The organism is Roseibacillus ishigakijimensis (assembly GCF_016595415.1).
Taxonomy (GTDB): domain Bacteria; phylum Verrucomicrobiota; class Verrucomicrobiia; order Verrucomicrobiales; family Akkermansiaceae; genus Roseibacillus; species Roseibacillus ishigakijimensis.
This window is the reverse complement of sequence record NZ_JAENIO010000038.1, coordinates 1-14,755: the sequence shown is the minus strand read 5'-3', so window position 1 is coordinate 14,755 and position 14,755 is coordinate 1. Positions and strand designations below refer to the sequence as shown.

Annotated in this window: 16 protein-coding genes; all 16 read left to right on the top strand. The window is 58.9% G+C overall.

What is annotated here, in order from left to right; all coding sequences use genetic code 11:
• The first annotated feature begins 7 nt into the window (after window positions 1-7).
• On the top strand, window positions 8-538 hold the full coding sequence (locus tag JIN78_RS13140; RefSeq protein ID WP_200392441.1) for a hypothetical protein: 531 nt from the start codon (window positions 8-10) through the stop codon (window positions 536-538).
• A gap of 111 nt (window positions 539-649) precedes the next feature.
• Window positions 650-1,018: a hypothetical protein gene (locus JIN78_RS13135; protein WP_200392440.1), complete on the top strand. Its 369-nt coding sequence runs from the start codon at window positions 650-652 to the stop codon at window positions 1,016-1,018.
• Between the two features lie 17 nt (window positions 1,019-1,035).
• Window positions 1,036-1,176 carry a hypothetical protein gene (locus tag JIN78_RS13130; RefSeq protein ID WP_200392439.1) on the top strand — a complete coding sequence of 47 codons (141 nt, stop codon included), beginning with the start codon at window positions 1,036-1,038 and terminating at the stop codon, window positions 1,174-1,176.
• A 13-nt stretch (window positions 1,177-1,189) separates the two neighbouring features.
• The gene (locus JIN78_RS13125; RefSeq protein ID WP_200392438.1) at window positions 1,190-3,637 is read left to right on the top strand and encodes a phage tail protein; all 2,448 of its coding nucleotides are present in this window, start codon (window positions 1,190-1,192) and stop codon (window positions 3,635-3,637) included.
• Window positions 3,638-3,654: 17 nt separating this feature from the next.
• Complete coding sequence (locus tag JIN78_RS13120) at window positions 3,655-4,272, top strand: hypothetical protein (protein WP_200392437.1); 618 nt, start codon at window positions 3,655-3,657, stop codon at window positions 4,270-4,272.
• Window position 4,273: 1 nt separating this feature from the next.
• Entirely contained in the window at window positions 4,274-4,864 is a 591-nt protein-coding gene (locus JIN78_RS13115; RefSeq protein ID WP_200392436.1) for a hypothetical protein, read from the top strand.
• Between the two features lie 231 nt (window positions 4,865-5,095).
• A complete protein-coding gene (locus JIN78_RS13110) occupies window positions 5,096-5,512 on the top strand; it encodes a DUF6950 family protein (protein WP_200392435.1) in 417 nt (138 codons plus the stop codon).
• Entirely contained in the window at window positions 5,497-7,386 is a 1,890-nt protein-coding gene (locus JIN78_RS13105; protein ID WP_200392434.1) for a phage tail protein, read from the top strand. The genes JIN78_RS13110 and JIN78_RS13105 overlap by 16 nt, the downstream gene beginning before the upstream one ends.
• 16 nt (window positions 7,387-7,402) lie before the next feature.
• On the top strand, window positions 7,403-8,044 hold the full coding sequence (locus JIN78_RS13100) for a sigma-70 family RNA polymerase sigma factor (protein ID WP_200392433.1): 642 nt from the start codon (window positions 7,403-7,405) through the stop codon (window positions 8,042-8,044).
• Window positions 8,045-8,064: 20 nt separating this feature from the next.
• Window positions 8,065-8,349: a hypothetical protein gene (locus JIN78_RS13095; RefSeq protein WP_200392432.1), complete on the top strand. Its 285-nt coding sequence runs from the start codon at window positions 8,065-8,067 to the stop codon at window positions 8,347-8,349.
• 4 nt (window positions 8,350-8,353) lie between these two features.
• Window positions 8,354-8,488 carry a hypothetical protein gene (locus JIN78_RS17575; RefSeq protein ID WP_267907074.1) on the top strand — a complete coding sequence of 45 codons (135 nt, stop codon included), beginning with the start codon at window positions 8,354-8,356 and terminating at the stop codon, window positions 8,486-8,488.
• Window positions 8,485-9,195, top strand: coding sequence for an N-acetylmuramoyl-L-alanine amidase (locus tag JIN78_RS13090; RefSeq protein ID WP_200392431.1), 711 nt, complete (start codon window positions 8,485-8,487; stop codon window positions 9,193-9,195). Before JIN78_RS17575 ends, JIN78_RS13090 begins: the two co-directional genes overlap by 4 nt.
• Window positions 9,192-9,476: a hypothetical protein gene (locus tag JIN78_RS13085; RefSeq protein ID WP_200392430.1), complete on the top strand. Its 285-nt coding sequence runs from the start codon at window positions 9,192-9,194 to the stop codon at window positions 9,474-9,476. The genes JIN78_RS13090 and JIN78_RS13085 overlap by 4 nt, the downstream gene beginning before the upstream one ends.
• A gap of 2 nt (window positions 9,477-9,478) precedes the next feature.
• Entirely contained in the window at window positions 9,479-10,579 is a 1,101-nt protein-coding gene (locus tag JIN78_RS13080; RefSeq protein WP_200392429.1) for a hypothetical protein, read from the top strand.
• Window positions 10,579-14,004 carry a hypothetical protein gene (locus JIN78_RS13075; protein WP_200392428.1) on the top strand — a complete coding sequence of 1,142 codons (3,426 nt, stop codon included), beginning with the start codon at window positions 10,579-10,581 and terminating at the stop codon, window positions 14,002-14,004. The genes JIN78_RS13080 and JIN78_RS13075 overlap by 1 nt, the downstream gene beginning before the upstream one ends.
• On the top strand, window positions 14,001-14,582 hold the full coding sequence (locus JIN78_RS13070; RefSeq protein WP_200392427.1) for a hypothetical protein: 582 nt from the start codon (window positions 14,001-14,003) through the stop codon (window positions 14,580-14,582). The genes JIN78_RS13075 and JIN78_RS13070 overlap by 4 nt, the downstream gene beginning before the upstream one ends.
• Window positions 14,583-14,755: the final 173 nt, after the last annotated feature.

The following is a 14,755-nucleotide window of genomic DNA, read 5'->3' as shown; positions in this document are numbered from 1 at the left end:
GCTTACGATGACTCTAACCGAAGAAGTGGTCTTCACTCCCACTGAAGACGTGGGAGGTTGGCGCCTTTACCTGATTGTGAAGGGTGCTTTTACCGATCCATCGAGCATTGGAGTGAATTACCTCACCGAGGAAATACGGGGGACGATGACTATTTCTGACGATGGCACAAATGCTCCTGATGCCAACGGAGTTCGCACGGCAGATACAGGCCCAACCACAAGCCAAGCGGGCTATGTGAATTTCAATGTGGGCACTTTTGTGCCAGGCGACCTGCTCATTACCTTCAGCACTCCCACCACCGAGGATGCACTCTATATTGCCGAAAACTCTTCGGTTACCTTGTCCGATGGAACTTACGTGTTCGAAGGAAGTTCTACCCCTCTTCTGCCGGATTTCACGACTGCTCAGATTTATATGGCTGATGGTGATCTTAATCAGGTTTCTGGTCCGCAAACTCTTACAATGATTCCAGAGCCTTCGGCTTCTATGCTCGGCTTCTTGGGCTCAGCTCTCTTTCTTCTGCGACGGAAGCGATAGAGACGCTGATTGCCCGTCTTGAGGTTTTCAGTTCGTCCCAAGCTCTCCTGATTTCAGGGGGACTTGGGACTTTGTCGGTTTAAGGAGGCGGCCCTCGCCTTTCTGGGGCGTATGAGTAAAACGACTACCAACGCCCTTGAAGAACTCGCCAGCCAATTCGCCACCACCGAGCGCCTCGCGCTAAAGTGCCCGGACCTCAAGGCCCAGCTCTTTGCCCAGCCCTGCACGTTGGAAGATAATTTGCGGCTCGTCTCGATTTCCGAGGAGAAGGACCCCACCGCCCGCGCCAACGGCATGGCCCGCTTCTTGGTCGACAAGGTCGAGACCGAGGAGGGGGAGCGCGCTTTCCGCAATTGCATGAACAAGCCAGCGGTCGAGGTGCTGCGAACCATGGTCAAGCCCAGCCTCCTCTTTGGCCTCTTCTCGCAAATCGCGGGAAGCGCCAACACCGCCGCCACCGAGGAGCTGGCGGGAAAGTGACCCGGGCGCGCTTCAGCATGGCGAGCGTGATTTATTTCCTCGCCGACAAGCGGGGAATCTCCCTCGCCGCTGTCCGCCGGATGCCCGCTGCTGAAGCCCTCAACTGGCTCTCCTACTACGACCTCGATTCCTACCTGAACCCGCCCAAAAACCGCTAGCCCCGCCCGCCCTATGGCATCGAAAGCAAAAGCCTCCATCGAAATCACCGCCGAAGACAAGGCGAGCCGGGAACTGAAAAAGATTTCCCGGCAGTTCGCCAAGATTGAGCGGGACATGAAGAATGCGGGAAAGGCGGCCACCGTGGCCTTCACCGTGCCCGTGGTCGCGGGCTTCGGTGCTTCGTTGAAAGCTTTCGACACCCAAGCCAAAGCACTGGCGCAGGTGGAAGCGGCCATCAAGTCCACGGGCAATGCGGCCAAGATTTCTTTCGAGGATTTGCAGAAGGAAGCCTCGCGCCTCCAGACCAAGAGCCTCTTCGGAGATGAAGACATCCTTGCCAATGTCACCGCCCAGCTCCAGACCTTCACCAACATTGCGGGCGATGAGTTCAAGCGCACCCAGCAAGCTGCCCTCGACCTCGCCACCCGCCTCGATGGCGATTTGAAGAGTGCTTCCATCCAACTCGGCAAGGCCCTCAATGACCCCGTGAAGAACCTCTCTGCGCTTTCGCGGTCGGGGATCCAGTTCTCCGACAGCCAGCGGGAGACCATCAAAGCTCTCGCCGAAAGCGGGAAGATGGCGGAAGCGCAAGGGCTCATCCTCGAGGAGTTGGAGAAGCAATACGGAGGCGCGGCACAAGCGGCGGCGGAGGCGGGGCTGGGACCCATGAAGCAGCTCTCGAATCGGATCGGAGACCTTTCCGAGCGCATCGGGGAAGCTCTCTTGCCCGTCATCGAAAAGATTTCCCCGCACCTGGACAAAGCCATCACCGCGCTGGAAAAGGCAGACAACAAGACTGTGGCCATGGGGGTAGCCATCGCGGGTGCGGCCGCAGCTGCTGGGCCCGCCCTCTTCGTCTTCGGCCAGCTTGCCGGAGCTGTTTCCACAATTGCAGGCATCGCGGCTGGGGTCAGCTTCGCGCCCATCGTGGCCGGTATCGCTGCCGTGGCGGGAGCGGGCTTCTTGCTGGTCCAGAATTGGGAAACCGTCAAAGCCGCAGCCCTCTCCCTCAAGGAAAACGCCATTGCGGCCTTCGATGCTTGGCGGGAACGCAACGCCGAGACCATCGCCCGCATTTCGGCTTCTTTCGCTTCAATTCGCGAGACCTTCGGGCGCGTGGTGGCGGCACTTGGACAGCGGACCCAAGAAGCCATCGGCTGGCTGAATGGCTTCCTCGAGCCCTTGGGCGGCATCGAAGGCGCTTGGCAGTCCTTGCAAATCGTCGTCGGTGCGGTCATCGACACCCTCACCGGTCTGATCGGGGATTGGTTCGCGGGCCTCGCGGCGAACTTCGCCATTGTGGCCGATGTCCTCGAGGGCAACAAGACCGCTTGGGAAGGCCTTAAGGAAATCGTGGGCAATGTCGCTTCCTTCATGCTGGCAAAGGTCAAGGAGTCCCTGGGCAACATCAAAACCGCCTTCACCTCCATCGACTGGGCTTCGCTGGGCGGGGCCATCATGGACGGCATCAAGAGCGGCATCGCCAACGGTGCCAAGAGCGTGGCCGATGCCGCGACCAATGCGGCCAGCAATGCCCTCAATGCGGTCAAAAGCAAGCTGGGCATCCGCTCGCCCTCGCGGGAGTTCGCCAAGCTGGGTAAGTTCGCGATGGCAGGCCTCTCCATGGGCATCGCCACCGGTGCGCCTCTCGCCGCTCAGTCTGCCGAACAAGCGGCCCGCGATGTTCTCGCCAGCGCCAGCGGGGTGATGGGAGGGCAAGGCCCCGTCCTCGTGCAACAGGCCCCACAAACCCGGGGCGGACTTGGAGGCTTTGGCGATGGCCCGGGGGAAATCTTCATTCCCGGTCGACAAGAAATTGATGCCATCGCGAGCTTCTACGACGAGCGCTTGGCGCTTCTCACCGAACGGGAATTGGAGCACACCCAAGTTGCGAAAGACCTGGAGCTTCGCCGGACCAACGAAATCGCGGACATTCGCAGCCAGCAAATCGCGGGCTTTGGGCAGAGCTTCGACGCCATCCTTGGCTTGACTCGGTCTTTCGCGGGCGAGCAGTCGGGGATTTATCAGGGACTCTTCGCGGTCTCCAAGGGCTTCGCCATCGCGGAGTCGATTATCAAGATTCAGCAGGGCATTGCCAATGCGCTGTCGTTGCCATTCCCGGCCAACCTGGGAGCGGCGGCTACCGTGGCTGGACAGGCGGCGGGCATCGTCTCTACCATCAAGGGGACGAACCTGCAGAGCTTCGAGGGCGGCGGCTTCACTGGCATGGGAGCCCGCACCGGGGGAGTGGATGGCAAGGGTGGCATCCCCGCCATCGTCCACCCCAACGAGACCGTCATCGACCACACCAAGGGGCAGTCAATGGGAGGGGTGACCGTAAATCTAACAATCAACGGGAATCCTTCGGAGGATATCGTGGCGAGAATCAAAAGCGAGTCAGTCGCGCTTGCTATCAAGGCTCAAACCGAGCGGGAGCGCCGGGGAGGGAGCCGCGCTTAATTCGCGCTTTCTGACCCATGCCGCAGACTTGGGAAACCATCCTCGATTTTCCGGAGGGGATTTGCATCGCCGGAGTATCCATCACCGCCCGCGAGGCCGTGGCTTCGCGCCTCAATGAGTTCAACTTCCGGCAAGAGGTGCAGGTTTTTCCCGGCCAGATGCTCGCCATGCGCGTCGACTTCAAAACCCACGAGTCCGAAACCGGGAGCCGACTCGAAGCGTTCCTGCTGAAACTGCGCGGCGGGGCCGGGGTCTTTCGTTTCGGCGATCCATTCCATTCTCTGCCCATGGGCCGAGCCCGGGGAGTGCCCAAGGTGGTCACCGCCATCGCCGGAGCCCAGACCTTCACCACCAGCGGTTGGCAGCCCAATCACCCCGCGCAACTCTTGGCAGGCGACTACCTGCAATTGGGCGACCGTCTTTACCGTGTGCTCGATACTGTCGCGAGCGACCCCAGCGGCAATGCCACCCTCACCGTCTGGCCCAATCTCCGCGAGGACTACGCAGCCGAAACCGAGGTCAAACTCTTCAACCCCACCGGACTTTGGCGACTGGCCAGCCCTGAAAGCGTCTTTGAGCGCCAAGCGGCCGGCCAGCGCCACAGCACCGGAATGAACCTCATCGAAGCTCTCTAAAATGTCTCTTCTCTCTCCTGAAGCCCGCACTGCCCTTGCCTCTGGCCGGGTGGAAGCCGCCAACCTCGTTGAGCTGGATTTCACCTTTGGCACCGAACGCTATTGGACCGGAGTCACCCCGCTGGCCTTCGAGGGCGAGATATGGAACCCGGTCGGCCAACTCGGCAAGCTCTCTCCGCTGGAGTCCTCGCAAGACCTCCGCGCCAACGGTCTTGAATTGGCCATCAACATCCCTTTCCAGAATGGCGAGCCCGTGCCGCGCTTCCAGAATGTGAAGCCCAATGAATACAAGGGGCGGCGGGCGCGGGTCATCCTCGCCTTTTTTAAGGATGGCTTTGGCGAGGTCATCCACACCTTGGAACGGCGCTATTTCATGGATGTGCTCGAATACCGCATCGACCCGAAGGCCTCCGCCGAACTCTCCCTCAAAATCGAGTCGGAGCTGATGGCAGGGGGCAAGCGCAGCGTGAAGCGCTGGACCGATGCCCAGCAGCGCGACGACTACCCCGGCGACCGGGCTTTCCAGTTCCTCAGCTACCTCGCGAGCGGCGTGGAAGTGAAATGGGGCCAAGAAGGGGCGTTCTATCGGTAAGAATCGAGACGCAACAAAAATAGGATCGAGACGGCACTTTTTGGCGGAAATCGAAATCGAGACGCCATTGGAGAGCAATCGAGACGCAACGATATCGGATCGAGACGGCATTTTCTGGGCGAACTCGGGTGATATTCCGATGAACTCGGGGTTTTTGGATACGAACTCGGGGTTTTCGCCGTTAAAGTCGGGGGGTAGAGGGATAAACTCTTCTCGCGCTTTCTGGACTCGATGAGTGAGAAAACCAGCGAGCCCAAGAAAACCAAACCCACCTCCCTGCAAGCCTACCTTGCCAAGCCCCTGCCTCCATTCTGCCGAGGCACCGCCGATTGTGCGGCCTTCGTGGCTGGCTGGGTCAACCACCTCGCGGGAAAGGAGGCGGTGAAGCTCCGGCCCATCACCTACGGTGAAGCCAAGCGCCAAGCCCTCAAAATGGAAATCATCGGTGCGCAAGCCCTCGCCGATCTGAACTGGTCCCGCACCGATAGCCCGCAGGATGGCGACATCGTTTTCTATCGCTGCGAGCAAGCCCTGGGCGGAAAAGCCATCGGCATTTTCTCGGAAGGCAAAGCCATCTCCCGCATGGAAGCGCCCGCCCTGCACCTCACCGAAGAGCCCGAAATCCTCGCCGCATGGACCAACCGCTAATCCTGGCCGGCCTCGAAACCATCGTCATCGGGGCTTTGATTGGAGGGCTTGCGGCTTCGGCGGTGAGCTACTTTTTCGCGCCCAAGCCCAAGGGTCAGAAGGGAGAAGAGGCCAAGGGCCGCAGCGGCAATGTCCGCAGCGCGGAGACCGCCCAGCACGTGGTCTATGGTTACACCACCAAGGGCGGCACCCTCTTTTACATCAATGGCACCGGCAGTGATAATGACTACCTCCATGAGATGCTTGTTCTCGCGGGTCATGAGGTCGAGGCCATCGGCGATGTGCGCTACAATGCCGAAAACGTCGAGGCGGTGGGGGATGTGACCTTGCCCGAACCCGCAGGCGGGGGCGGCTTCCTTTCCACCGTGGTCAATGGCTTGCGCAATGTGATCAATCGTGATGAGAACAGTTCGGCGGCCCATCAAAGCCGCATCAAGAAGCATTTGGGCAGCCCGACCCAGAGCGCGGATTCAAACGCCGTGAGCGAAAACACCAATTGGACTAACGACCACCGGGCGCGCGGGCAGGCCTATCTTTACTTGCGGCTCAATTATAAGAGCAGTGTCTTCACCAGCTTCATCCCCAACGTGACGGCGGAAGTCTTCGGGAGAAAGCTCTATGACCCCCGCGACAGTCAAACTCGCTGGACCATGAATCCCGCGCTCATCATCGCCGACATCCTCGAAAGCTACCTCGGAGTCGCCCGCGAGAACATCGACCAAACCGCCCTCGCCACCGCCGCTGATATTTGTGATGAGCGAGTCACTAACAAAGACGCCAGCGAGTCGCCCCGATACACTGCCAACGGCTACATCGAGCTCGATGGCGACTGGGAAAAGTGGCTCACCCCCTTCATCAATGCCATGGCGGGGGCGGTGGTGGAGTGGGGCGGGACCTACTACATCCACGCTGGGGCGTGGACCGAGCCTGTTCTCACCCTCACCGATGACGACTTCATGGGAGCTTTCACCCGCAGCCTTTCCGGCAGCGACCGCGACCGCTCCAACGCCGCCAAAGGAACCTTCATCGGCCCGCAGAGCTACGATGAACCCACCGAGTTCCCCATCGTGAAAGATGCTGTGGCCATCGGTGAGGATGGCGGGCGGGTCAATTGGCTGGAACTTGATTTGGAAATGGTCAACGACCATCGCCAAGCCCAGCGTGTGGCGAACATCCTCCTGCAGGAAAGTCGCCGCGATGAAACCATGACTGTGGAAGTGCCCCTCGTGGTGGCCCTGGATGTGAAGCCCTGGGACAACGTGCGCCTCGTCTCCAATATCTTCGGCTTCGACGAGACTTTTCGCGTGATCGACCATCGGATTTTACCGGGAATGCCCATCACCGCTGAGCTGACCCTCAAGCGCCACGACCCGGAGGTCTACGACTGGAACCCGGCCACACAGGAAGGCGACCTGCAGAATGCGAAGACCAATCTGCCGGGAGTGGGGGACAAGACCGTTCCCACCGCTGCCACCTATGCCTTGACTCCCATCTTTGCCGATGACGACCACAGGGCCGGTAGTCTCTCCCTGAATTGGACCGACCCGGCCACGAGCTTCGAAGCCATCGAGATTGAAGCTGCCCTGCGGGTCGAGAGCCGCGAGCAGAACACCAATCCCGAGCCCGAGCCCCCCGAACCGGGAGAAGAGCCCCCGCCCGAACCCGCCCCCGTTCCCGGGCCGTGGGGGATTGTCGCCATCTCCGAGACCCGCGAAATCGTGCCCGGTGTCGAAACGGCTGCATTCGACTTCGAGGATGAGAGCCTGACCGATGGTCCTTATGACTTCCGGAGTCATGTGATGGTTGTCGTCCGCCTCCGCGCCCGTCTCTCTGCTGGCGAGTTTGGCCCTTGGGTTTACCCGGCGGTGGAATAGGCTCCTTTTTGAAAGCATGAAGGGAGGGCTCTCACACTGGGACGACATCATTTCCACGCATCCGGTCTTGGATTGGCAGGAGGAAGGCGCTTTGGCCAGACAGCGCGATGAGGGCGGGCGCCGGGGAGAGGAGGCGCTCGAAAAGCTCGTGCTCCACAACCTGCGCGCCGTGGTCCAGCACGTCGAGCGCATGAATGCCAAGGAGTGCGACAAACACGACCTCTTCATGTCTGGCCTGATGGGGCTTCGCAAAGCGGCCGAGCGCTGGAAACCGATGCACAAGCCCGGCTATAAGAAGCCCGCGCCCTTCGTGACCTACGCTTATCTGTGGATTCGCGAGGGCGTGAACCGTGAGGCCCGCAAGCTGTGGAAAGACGAAGACAGCCTCGATGCCCCCCTCGGCAACGAGGCCGATAGTGCTGATGGTCACGAGACCCGCAAGGAAGCGGCCTGCGGAGAGGAGGAACAGGAACACCTCGCCTTTGATGCCAGCCTCTTGAAGTTGCTGACGGCCCGCGAAAGGGAGATTGTCACCACCGTCTACCTCGAGCCCGATGGCGAAACGCCGGAGGAGATGGCCGCCCGTCTCGGATTGGCGGAAAAGTCCGTCTTGCCCATGCTCTACCGCGCGACCCGCAAGCTCATCGCGGCCGCCTGAGACCCGCCCTTTCTGAGGGGATGCAAAAAGGAATCACCAACACCCTCGAAGTCTTCGAAGCTGTCGAATCAACCGCCAACGCCGTTGAAGAAGCGGCCGCCGATGGCTTCGCTATTTCCGACCTCGTGCACGCCTTCGAGCCCTTCGAAGCGGTCAAGCATGCCATCGCCGATGTTGATGAAATCGACGACGAACTCGCTGACCTCGACGAGCAGGAAATCCGCGAGCTCGCCAGCGCGGGCCTCCGCAGCACGAAGGCCATCCTCGATGCCGTCACCGCCGCCAAGGAAGCCCTCGCAAAGTAAGGCCATGAAGGGAATCGCAACCATCGCCCTGGCGCTGGCCTTGTCCTCCTGCACCCCCACTGCCGAGGACATCGCCCGCACCATAGACACCGGCGGCTACCTCGCCCGCCGCATCGCCGAAATCAACGCACAGAAATGAGCGAATCAGTCACCATCTCCAAGCGGGACATTTGGACAGCCATTTGGCTTTCGGAAAATTCCCTCCCTGGCAAAGCGGCTGACATGCTGCGGGCGTTTCTGGTGCCGGAGTCGAACGTTTCGAAATCCACGCCGGGAGCTCGCAAAGTTGCGGTCGTCGTGGGGCATAATTCAAAAGCGCCGGGAGCCTTCGCAGAGGGTCCGGTCAACGCGAGCGAATACCAACTCAATGGTGAAGTCGCCGACCTCATGGCCAAGCTCGCCGATGATGATGAGGAAATTGACCTCCACGTCTTCCGTCGCCAACCTCTCGCCAGCTACTCGGCTGAAATCCTCGAATGCTACCGTCGGGTGAATGCGTGGAATCCTGAAATGGTCATCGAGTTGCATTTCAATTGGCTCGCCGGAGCGGGTCGGGTGGAGATGGTCGTTTTCAGGGACTCACAGGCTGGCGAGAAAGTCGGGCAAGCCTTCCTCGATGTGTGTGGGGCCGTCTTCCCGGGTCAACGCCGCCTCTTATCGCGCCGGGGGAGTGACCGGGGCGGCAAAAGCCTCGTCTCCGCCAAAGCTCCTTGTGTGCTCACCGAGTGTTGGGACTGCTCGAACTCTGAACACCGCGCCATTGTTGCCCGGTTGGGAGCGAACAGGCTGGCCATGCTCTATTTCACGGCAATCAAGCGCGCACTATCTACTCTCGACCCCTCATGATCGCCTCCTTCAACGTTCAAGATTTCGAAATCACCGAGTGGGAAAAGCTCCTCATCCTCGCGGTGATTTTTCTCTTCGGTCTCCTCTGCCTTTGGACCCGGAAAGCCATTGCGGAATGCCGAAAGGAGCGGGGAGAATTGAAGAAGGAGCTGGCGAGTCAGGATGAGAAGATCACTTCCCTGACAGTTTCTGTAGCCGAGTTGAAAGTGCGTGAACAACTACCCTGTGAACTGCCCGAGTGCCCCAAGCGCACCATCATCACCTCTCCTCTTTCTGAGTAGTCATGTCCCGCCACACCTGTCGCATTCTTTTTTCGGAGAAGAACTCATCACGTGCAGCTCTCGACGCAAACACCGGCCAGCGGCCTTATTGGGTGCGGGGGGATGACCTCGAAATTGAGTTCGCTCTCGAGAGGCAGGATGGCAGTTTTCTGACTGCGTCCGATATTGGCAACATCGAGCTCGTAGTGCGGGCGGCCAATGATGACGAGGCGGAGCCGAAACGCATGGTTCTCAATCTCGACTCGGGGGATTGCGATGGGGGTTTCACTGCGAGCGACTGGAGAACCGGGGGCTCTCTGGCTGTAGCGTCATGGGATGCGGCTGATGCGGCATTGGAGGTGCCAGACTCCAAAGCGAGCCAGCTCTATTTCATTTATGCCATCCATACCGATGGTGACGGTGATAAAACGACTTTCGGAAGCTACGTCATCGAGGTTCGCAAGGGTCCTCATGCGGCCCCTACCTTGGCAGCCCCGGACCCTTATCCGCCCAATTACATCATTCTCTCGGAGACCGGGCAATTGACTGTGGGGCATGAGTTCTTCCCGAATTCCGGGGAGCAGTTGCTCGCTTGGATTCCGATGAATGAGAACGCGGATGCCAATACCTTCCATGGCTTTACCTTCCGGGTGGGAACCACCGACCTGATGCGGATGCGCGGGAAGTCCGACAACTCAGGCAACATCACCAATGCTTCTGTGGAAGTTCACGCCTTGGAACTCACCGAAGAGGGAGACCAAGAGGCGACCGCTTTTTCGTTGGGCTACAACGCCCGGAAAATCGCCTCGTTCGATGCCGATGGGGAAACCGTCTGGACCCTGCCCAAGGGCGTCTTGATCACGCGAATTGTCCTCATTCAATCCGGGGGAATCGGGCTCGATAACATTGCCGTCGATGGCCTTTCCATCACCGCCAAGGTATCGGGCAAGCGCTTGGTCAATAGCTACGAGCTACGGCGGGGGGCCAAGGATATTCTTCTGCCGGATTCTGCCTTTCCGATTGATGACTCCAACGGCGAAACATTGGAGGTCAGCGCCAGTAGCTGGAATGATGCGGGCGTCGATGTCTATGTTTACTACGAATATTTGCCCGAGCCCTCCTGATGAAGCGATTTGGAAAACAGGCGGCCTTTTCTCTCTCGCGCGCTATTGAATCCTATGCGGGCCCGCTGTGTCGGGTGAGCACTGTGGAAAGCGGAGAGGTGGATTGTTTCTCTCGCGACGAAATTGCCACCTTGGCCAACGAGACATCGCCCACGGTGAAGCGGCTCTACAATCAAGCTTTCGTGGACCCGGGTTTTGTGCCCGAGTTCATCGAGATCGGAACGCCAGAGCTTCGTCTCATCAATGGCTGCCCCGTGGTGGTCAATCCGGCGGTCACCGTGCACTTAGGCGACGACATCGAGCAGGTTTGGGCTGTGCTCGGCGCGGGGGCGGGTCATGCGCCCGGCGTGGATGTGATGGACTTTGAGGCCGCTGGCAATCATCGCCTCAAACTTGGAGACACCTGTGAGATAGGAGCGTTCTTTCCTTCGGCGGTCACTTTTGAGCCTTATTGTTCCGTCAATAACCTGGTGCCGATGGTGTTGAAAGGTTCAGTCAAAACCGAGAAGCTCACCCATGATCGGAATGACCGTCCGGAACTGAAAACCGTGACCGAGGCGCAGGCCTACTTCCGGCTCAATGGCCGCTTCGTGCGCGTGTCCGGGGGCTTCACTTCTCCCGGTGAGTTTGTCGACATTGGCGGCGACACCACGCCCGGGGCTGAGACTTACTTTGCAGAACTCATTCTCACAACCCGATCTCTGGAAATCGAGGTGTCCGAGGCTTGGGAGAAAGAAGCGGCGAAACGTTTCAACCTCTATCTCGCCTCGGAGAAGGTCGGCCTTGCTGGAGACATCGAGCGTTCCACCAACCGGGAATTCAAGCCCGTCTCGTGGTGGGAGGGTAGCGATGGCATCAGCGGGGAAACTGGCCCGTTGGACCGGGGAACCATTGCCCAGGAGGCTCGTGATCACTGGCTGCTGGCAGACAACTCGATTGAAGCCACTCCGGCAGGACATGACGCCATCCGCACCGTGGACGACTTGGGAGATCCTACCCGAATCGTCGGAGAGTGGGATAACACCGATGACCCTGAGAACTACAACGTCAACTCCGCTGATGGGTTCACGGTCATGACCTTCATCCGCCGCAATAGCATTCCAGACGACGGGAACAACTATTACATTTTCTACAAGGACCACCTGAAGCTGGCCTTTCGCGACAACAAGTTTCGGGCGGTGGTCGGCTGGACGAATACGCCTCCCGACGACCTTTCGCTCTCCGGACGTTTCGAGGTGCTGACAAACCAATGGACAACCGCAGGGCTGACCTACTCAGATCGACGCAACAAGCTGCGCACGCATACCGGCCCATACGACATCGTCGAATCTGGCGATGCCATCGACTACGATCCTGACTTGGGCGATACGAAAGTCTACTTGGGAAACAACTCAGGCAGCTCGGCTCATGCGGACATCACCATCGCGGCGTTTGTGTTCCTTCCCTATACCCTTCATCCCGACACCTTTCGGAGAATTTCGCTTTTCTGGCAAAAGAAATATGGGGGCGGGGTCTCCAGCCATGATTCGACATCCTATATCGACGACACGGGCTTCGAATTGACGGACGTGCAGGCCATGGGGCACAACCTGCTGCAATACATCCGCAAGGACCTGAGAGAAAAGGTTGAGTTCGCGATGATTCCGGAGGGGCTCTTCAAATTCCAAACCGGCAATCAGGTGCAGAGCTTCAAATGCCATATCACCGGTCGGGAAATCCAAGTCCTCTCCAATCCGCCCGCTACGTTGGAGTTCGATGAGAAGCGTCAGAAACAGAAGCTGGTGATTCCGGCGCAAACCTCGGGAACGCCTGCAAAATTGAGCCCAGTTTCTCCGCCCAGCACGGACCACTTTTATGCGCACGTCACCGTTCGTGATGTTCTCAATGGAGAGGCGCAGACCTTCTTCGAAATCGACGGCGTGGGGACCGGCAAGGTCTCCGCCTATCGGGCCGCAAGGGATTACAACACCCGTCTGGAATTCTCTGCATGGGGGACGGCCACTTCCTTTCCCCGGCACTCTTACCATGTGAGCGCGAGTCGACCTACCCGCTTGATCGAGCTTTTCGCCCATCCGCTTCTCAACCGGTCGCTCTCCCGCTATTGGCCGCGTAGCACGTCCAACTACAATGTGGGCGGGGCCATTGGGCGAAATCGAGATTGGGAAGAGCGGGGAATCGGTAGACTCATCATCGAGAACCAGCGTTGGGCGCGTGATTGCGCCATCGCGGGCCTGCTCGGTCTTCCCGAAGTGGGCGACGATGTCGCCGATGACGAGACGGGGGAGTTCCCTCGGAATGCTGACGGCAACGTCAAGCGGGCCATTCGGTTCATCAACTGGGGGTGGCAGTTCCAAGTCACGGACCCAGAGGATCCGAACTTCGGGGGATTCGAGTCTGGAGACATGCTTCATTCGTCGTCCTTTTTCTTGGAAGCGGCTGCCAATATTCTCCAATGCCTGCGGGAAAGCGACGAGGTTCATGGCACCCAGTGGGAAAGCTACCTGGACACCTACTACAATCTGCGGCCAAGCGATTGGGGTCCGAAAATTCGCATTCTGGCCGAGTGGCTGGGAGACCCCGCCGTCTGGAATCCGGAAGATGACCCTTCGGTTTATGCCGACACCTTGGAGCCCTTCACTCACCGCTTCTTCCTTCGCGGCTGGGGGATTTGGCTAGCCGGTCATTTGCTCGAGGATGATGCCATCAAGGCCTCTGGCGAAGTCCTGTTGGAAATGGGTATGAACAAACAGGCCGAGAACGGGGTGAACCCCGAGCGCTGGGCCAAGGACACCAGCTATCAGTGTGTGGGGTGCGCTCTCTTGGGCCAATACTACATTCTGAGTGAAAACGAGGACTTGAAGGCAAGAATCCCGGAGGTGATTCGCAAGGCGATGGAATCGGCCGAAGAGGAATTCAATCTGGTCACTGGGGAAGTGGAGTTCGAAGGCTATCGCGCTTTGACCGAGACCGCCCGGGCCGGGGGGCGAAAAACCTTCGACATGCGTTTCTACGCCTACGCCTGTTTGGCGGCGGATGCGGTGCTCGACACGCACGAATTTTCCGAAGTCGGGGCGCGGGTGATTTCCCGCTCCGAGCGCTACCATGACTTGAGTACTATCGCTTACACGGTCTCAGGTGACGGTGGCGTCGATGTGTCCGGAAATCTCAACGTCGATGGCTACAATGAATCCGAGCCGCTCGATCAGGTGGGATTGGGGAGCACCATCCAAATGAGCCTTGGCAACGGAAGCGAGCCCATGGAGGTCTTCGACATCGTGATGATGGCTTCCGATTCTCCCTTGTTTGTGACCGCTGCGGATTTGACCGCCATCGTAAAAATTCCCGCCCGCCGTTATCACCAGCCGATTAACGACCCTGATGCAAGCGACCCGCTTTTCAACGAAGACGAAAGCATTCCCGTATGAGCAGACTTTACCAGAATGAACATTCCTGGCCGCAGTTGCGATTGGAGGGTCGTCATGGGCTCGTTGACCTCGGGCTTTCCCAACATGCCATCACGGAGGTCTCGGGGGTTGTCGTGGAAGACAATCTCATCAAGCTCACCGATGGTTCCTTCCGGGTCAGAGAATTGTTTCGGGTGGCCCCTCCGGTTCCCCATTCGGCAGGGCAGACGGTTCATGACTGGGCCATCGTGCTCCGCTTGAAAGAGCTGACCGAGTTCACAATCTCTGCAGAGAATCCGCTCAAAGGCATGTTCTGGCGACAGACCGAAACGCACGCGACCATCAAAATGGCGGGCTTGGAATCAGAAGGGGAGATTCCCTTTCCATGGGCGCGCACCATGGTTCTGCAGATGCACGGCGCGCAGGCGGCATATTCTGTCTTGCACACTGGGAAGGAAGAATTGCGCTTTCCCTCACGAAACTGCGTTGCCTTCGGCGGAATGACCTTTTCGGGAACAGCGGTGATTTCGAGCCTCAAGATCGTAAAGGCGCGAGTGGGCATTCCGGTGGGCGGAGTCATCCGATATTTGGATGAGTAAGGCTGATTCAAAGCAAAAGAGGGTTTGCAATGGGTTCGCAAATTTCTTGCTTTTCTGCCCCAAGGTAGAATTCTGGTATTGAAGTAAATAGCTTATGGTGAGTTTTTCTGTAATTCTGTGTATTATAGGCTAATAAGAAAAGAGGGGTTCGATCCCCCTCGCCTCCACCATTT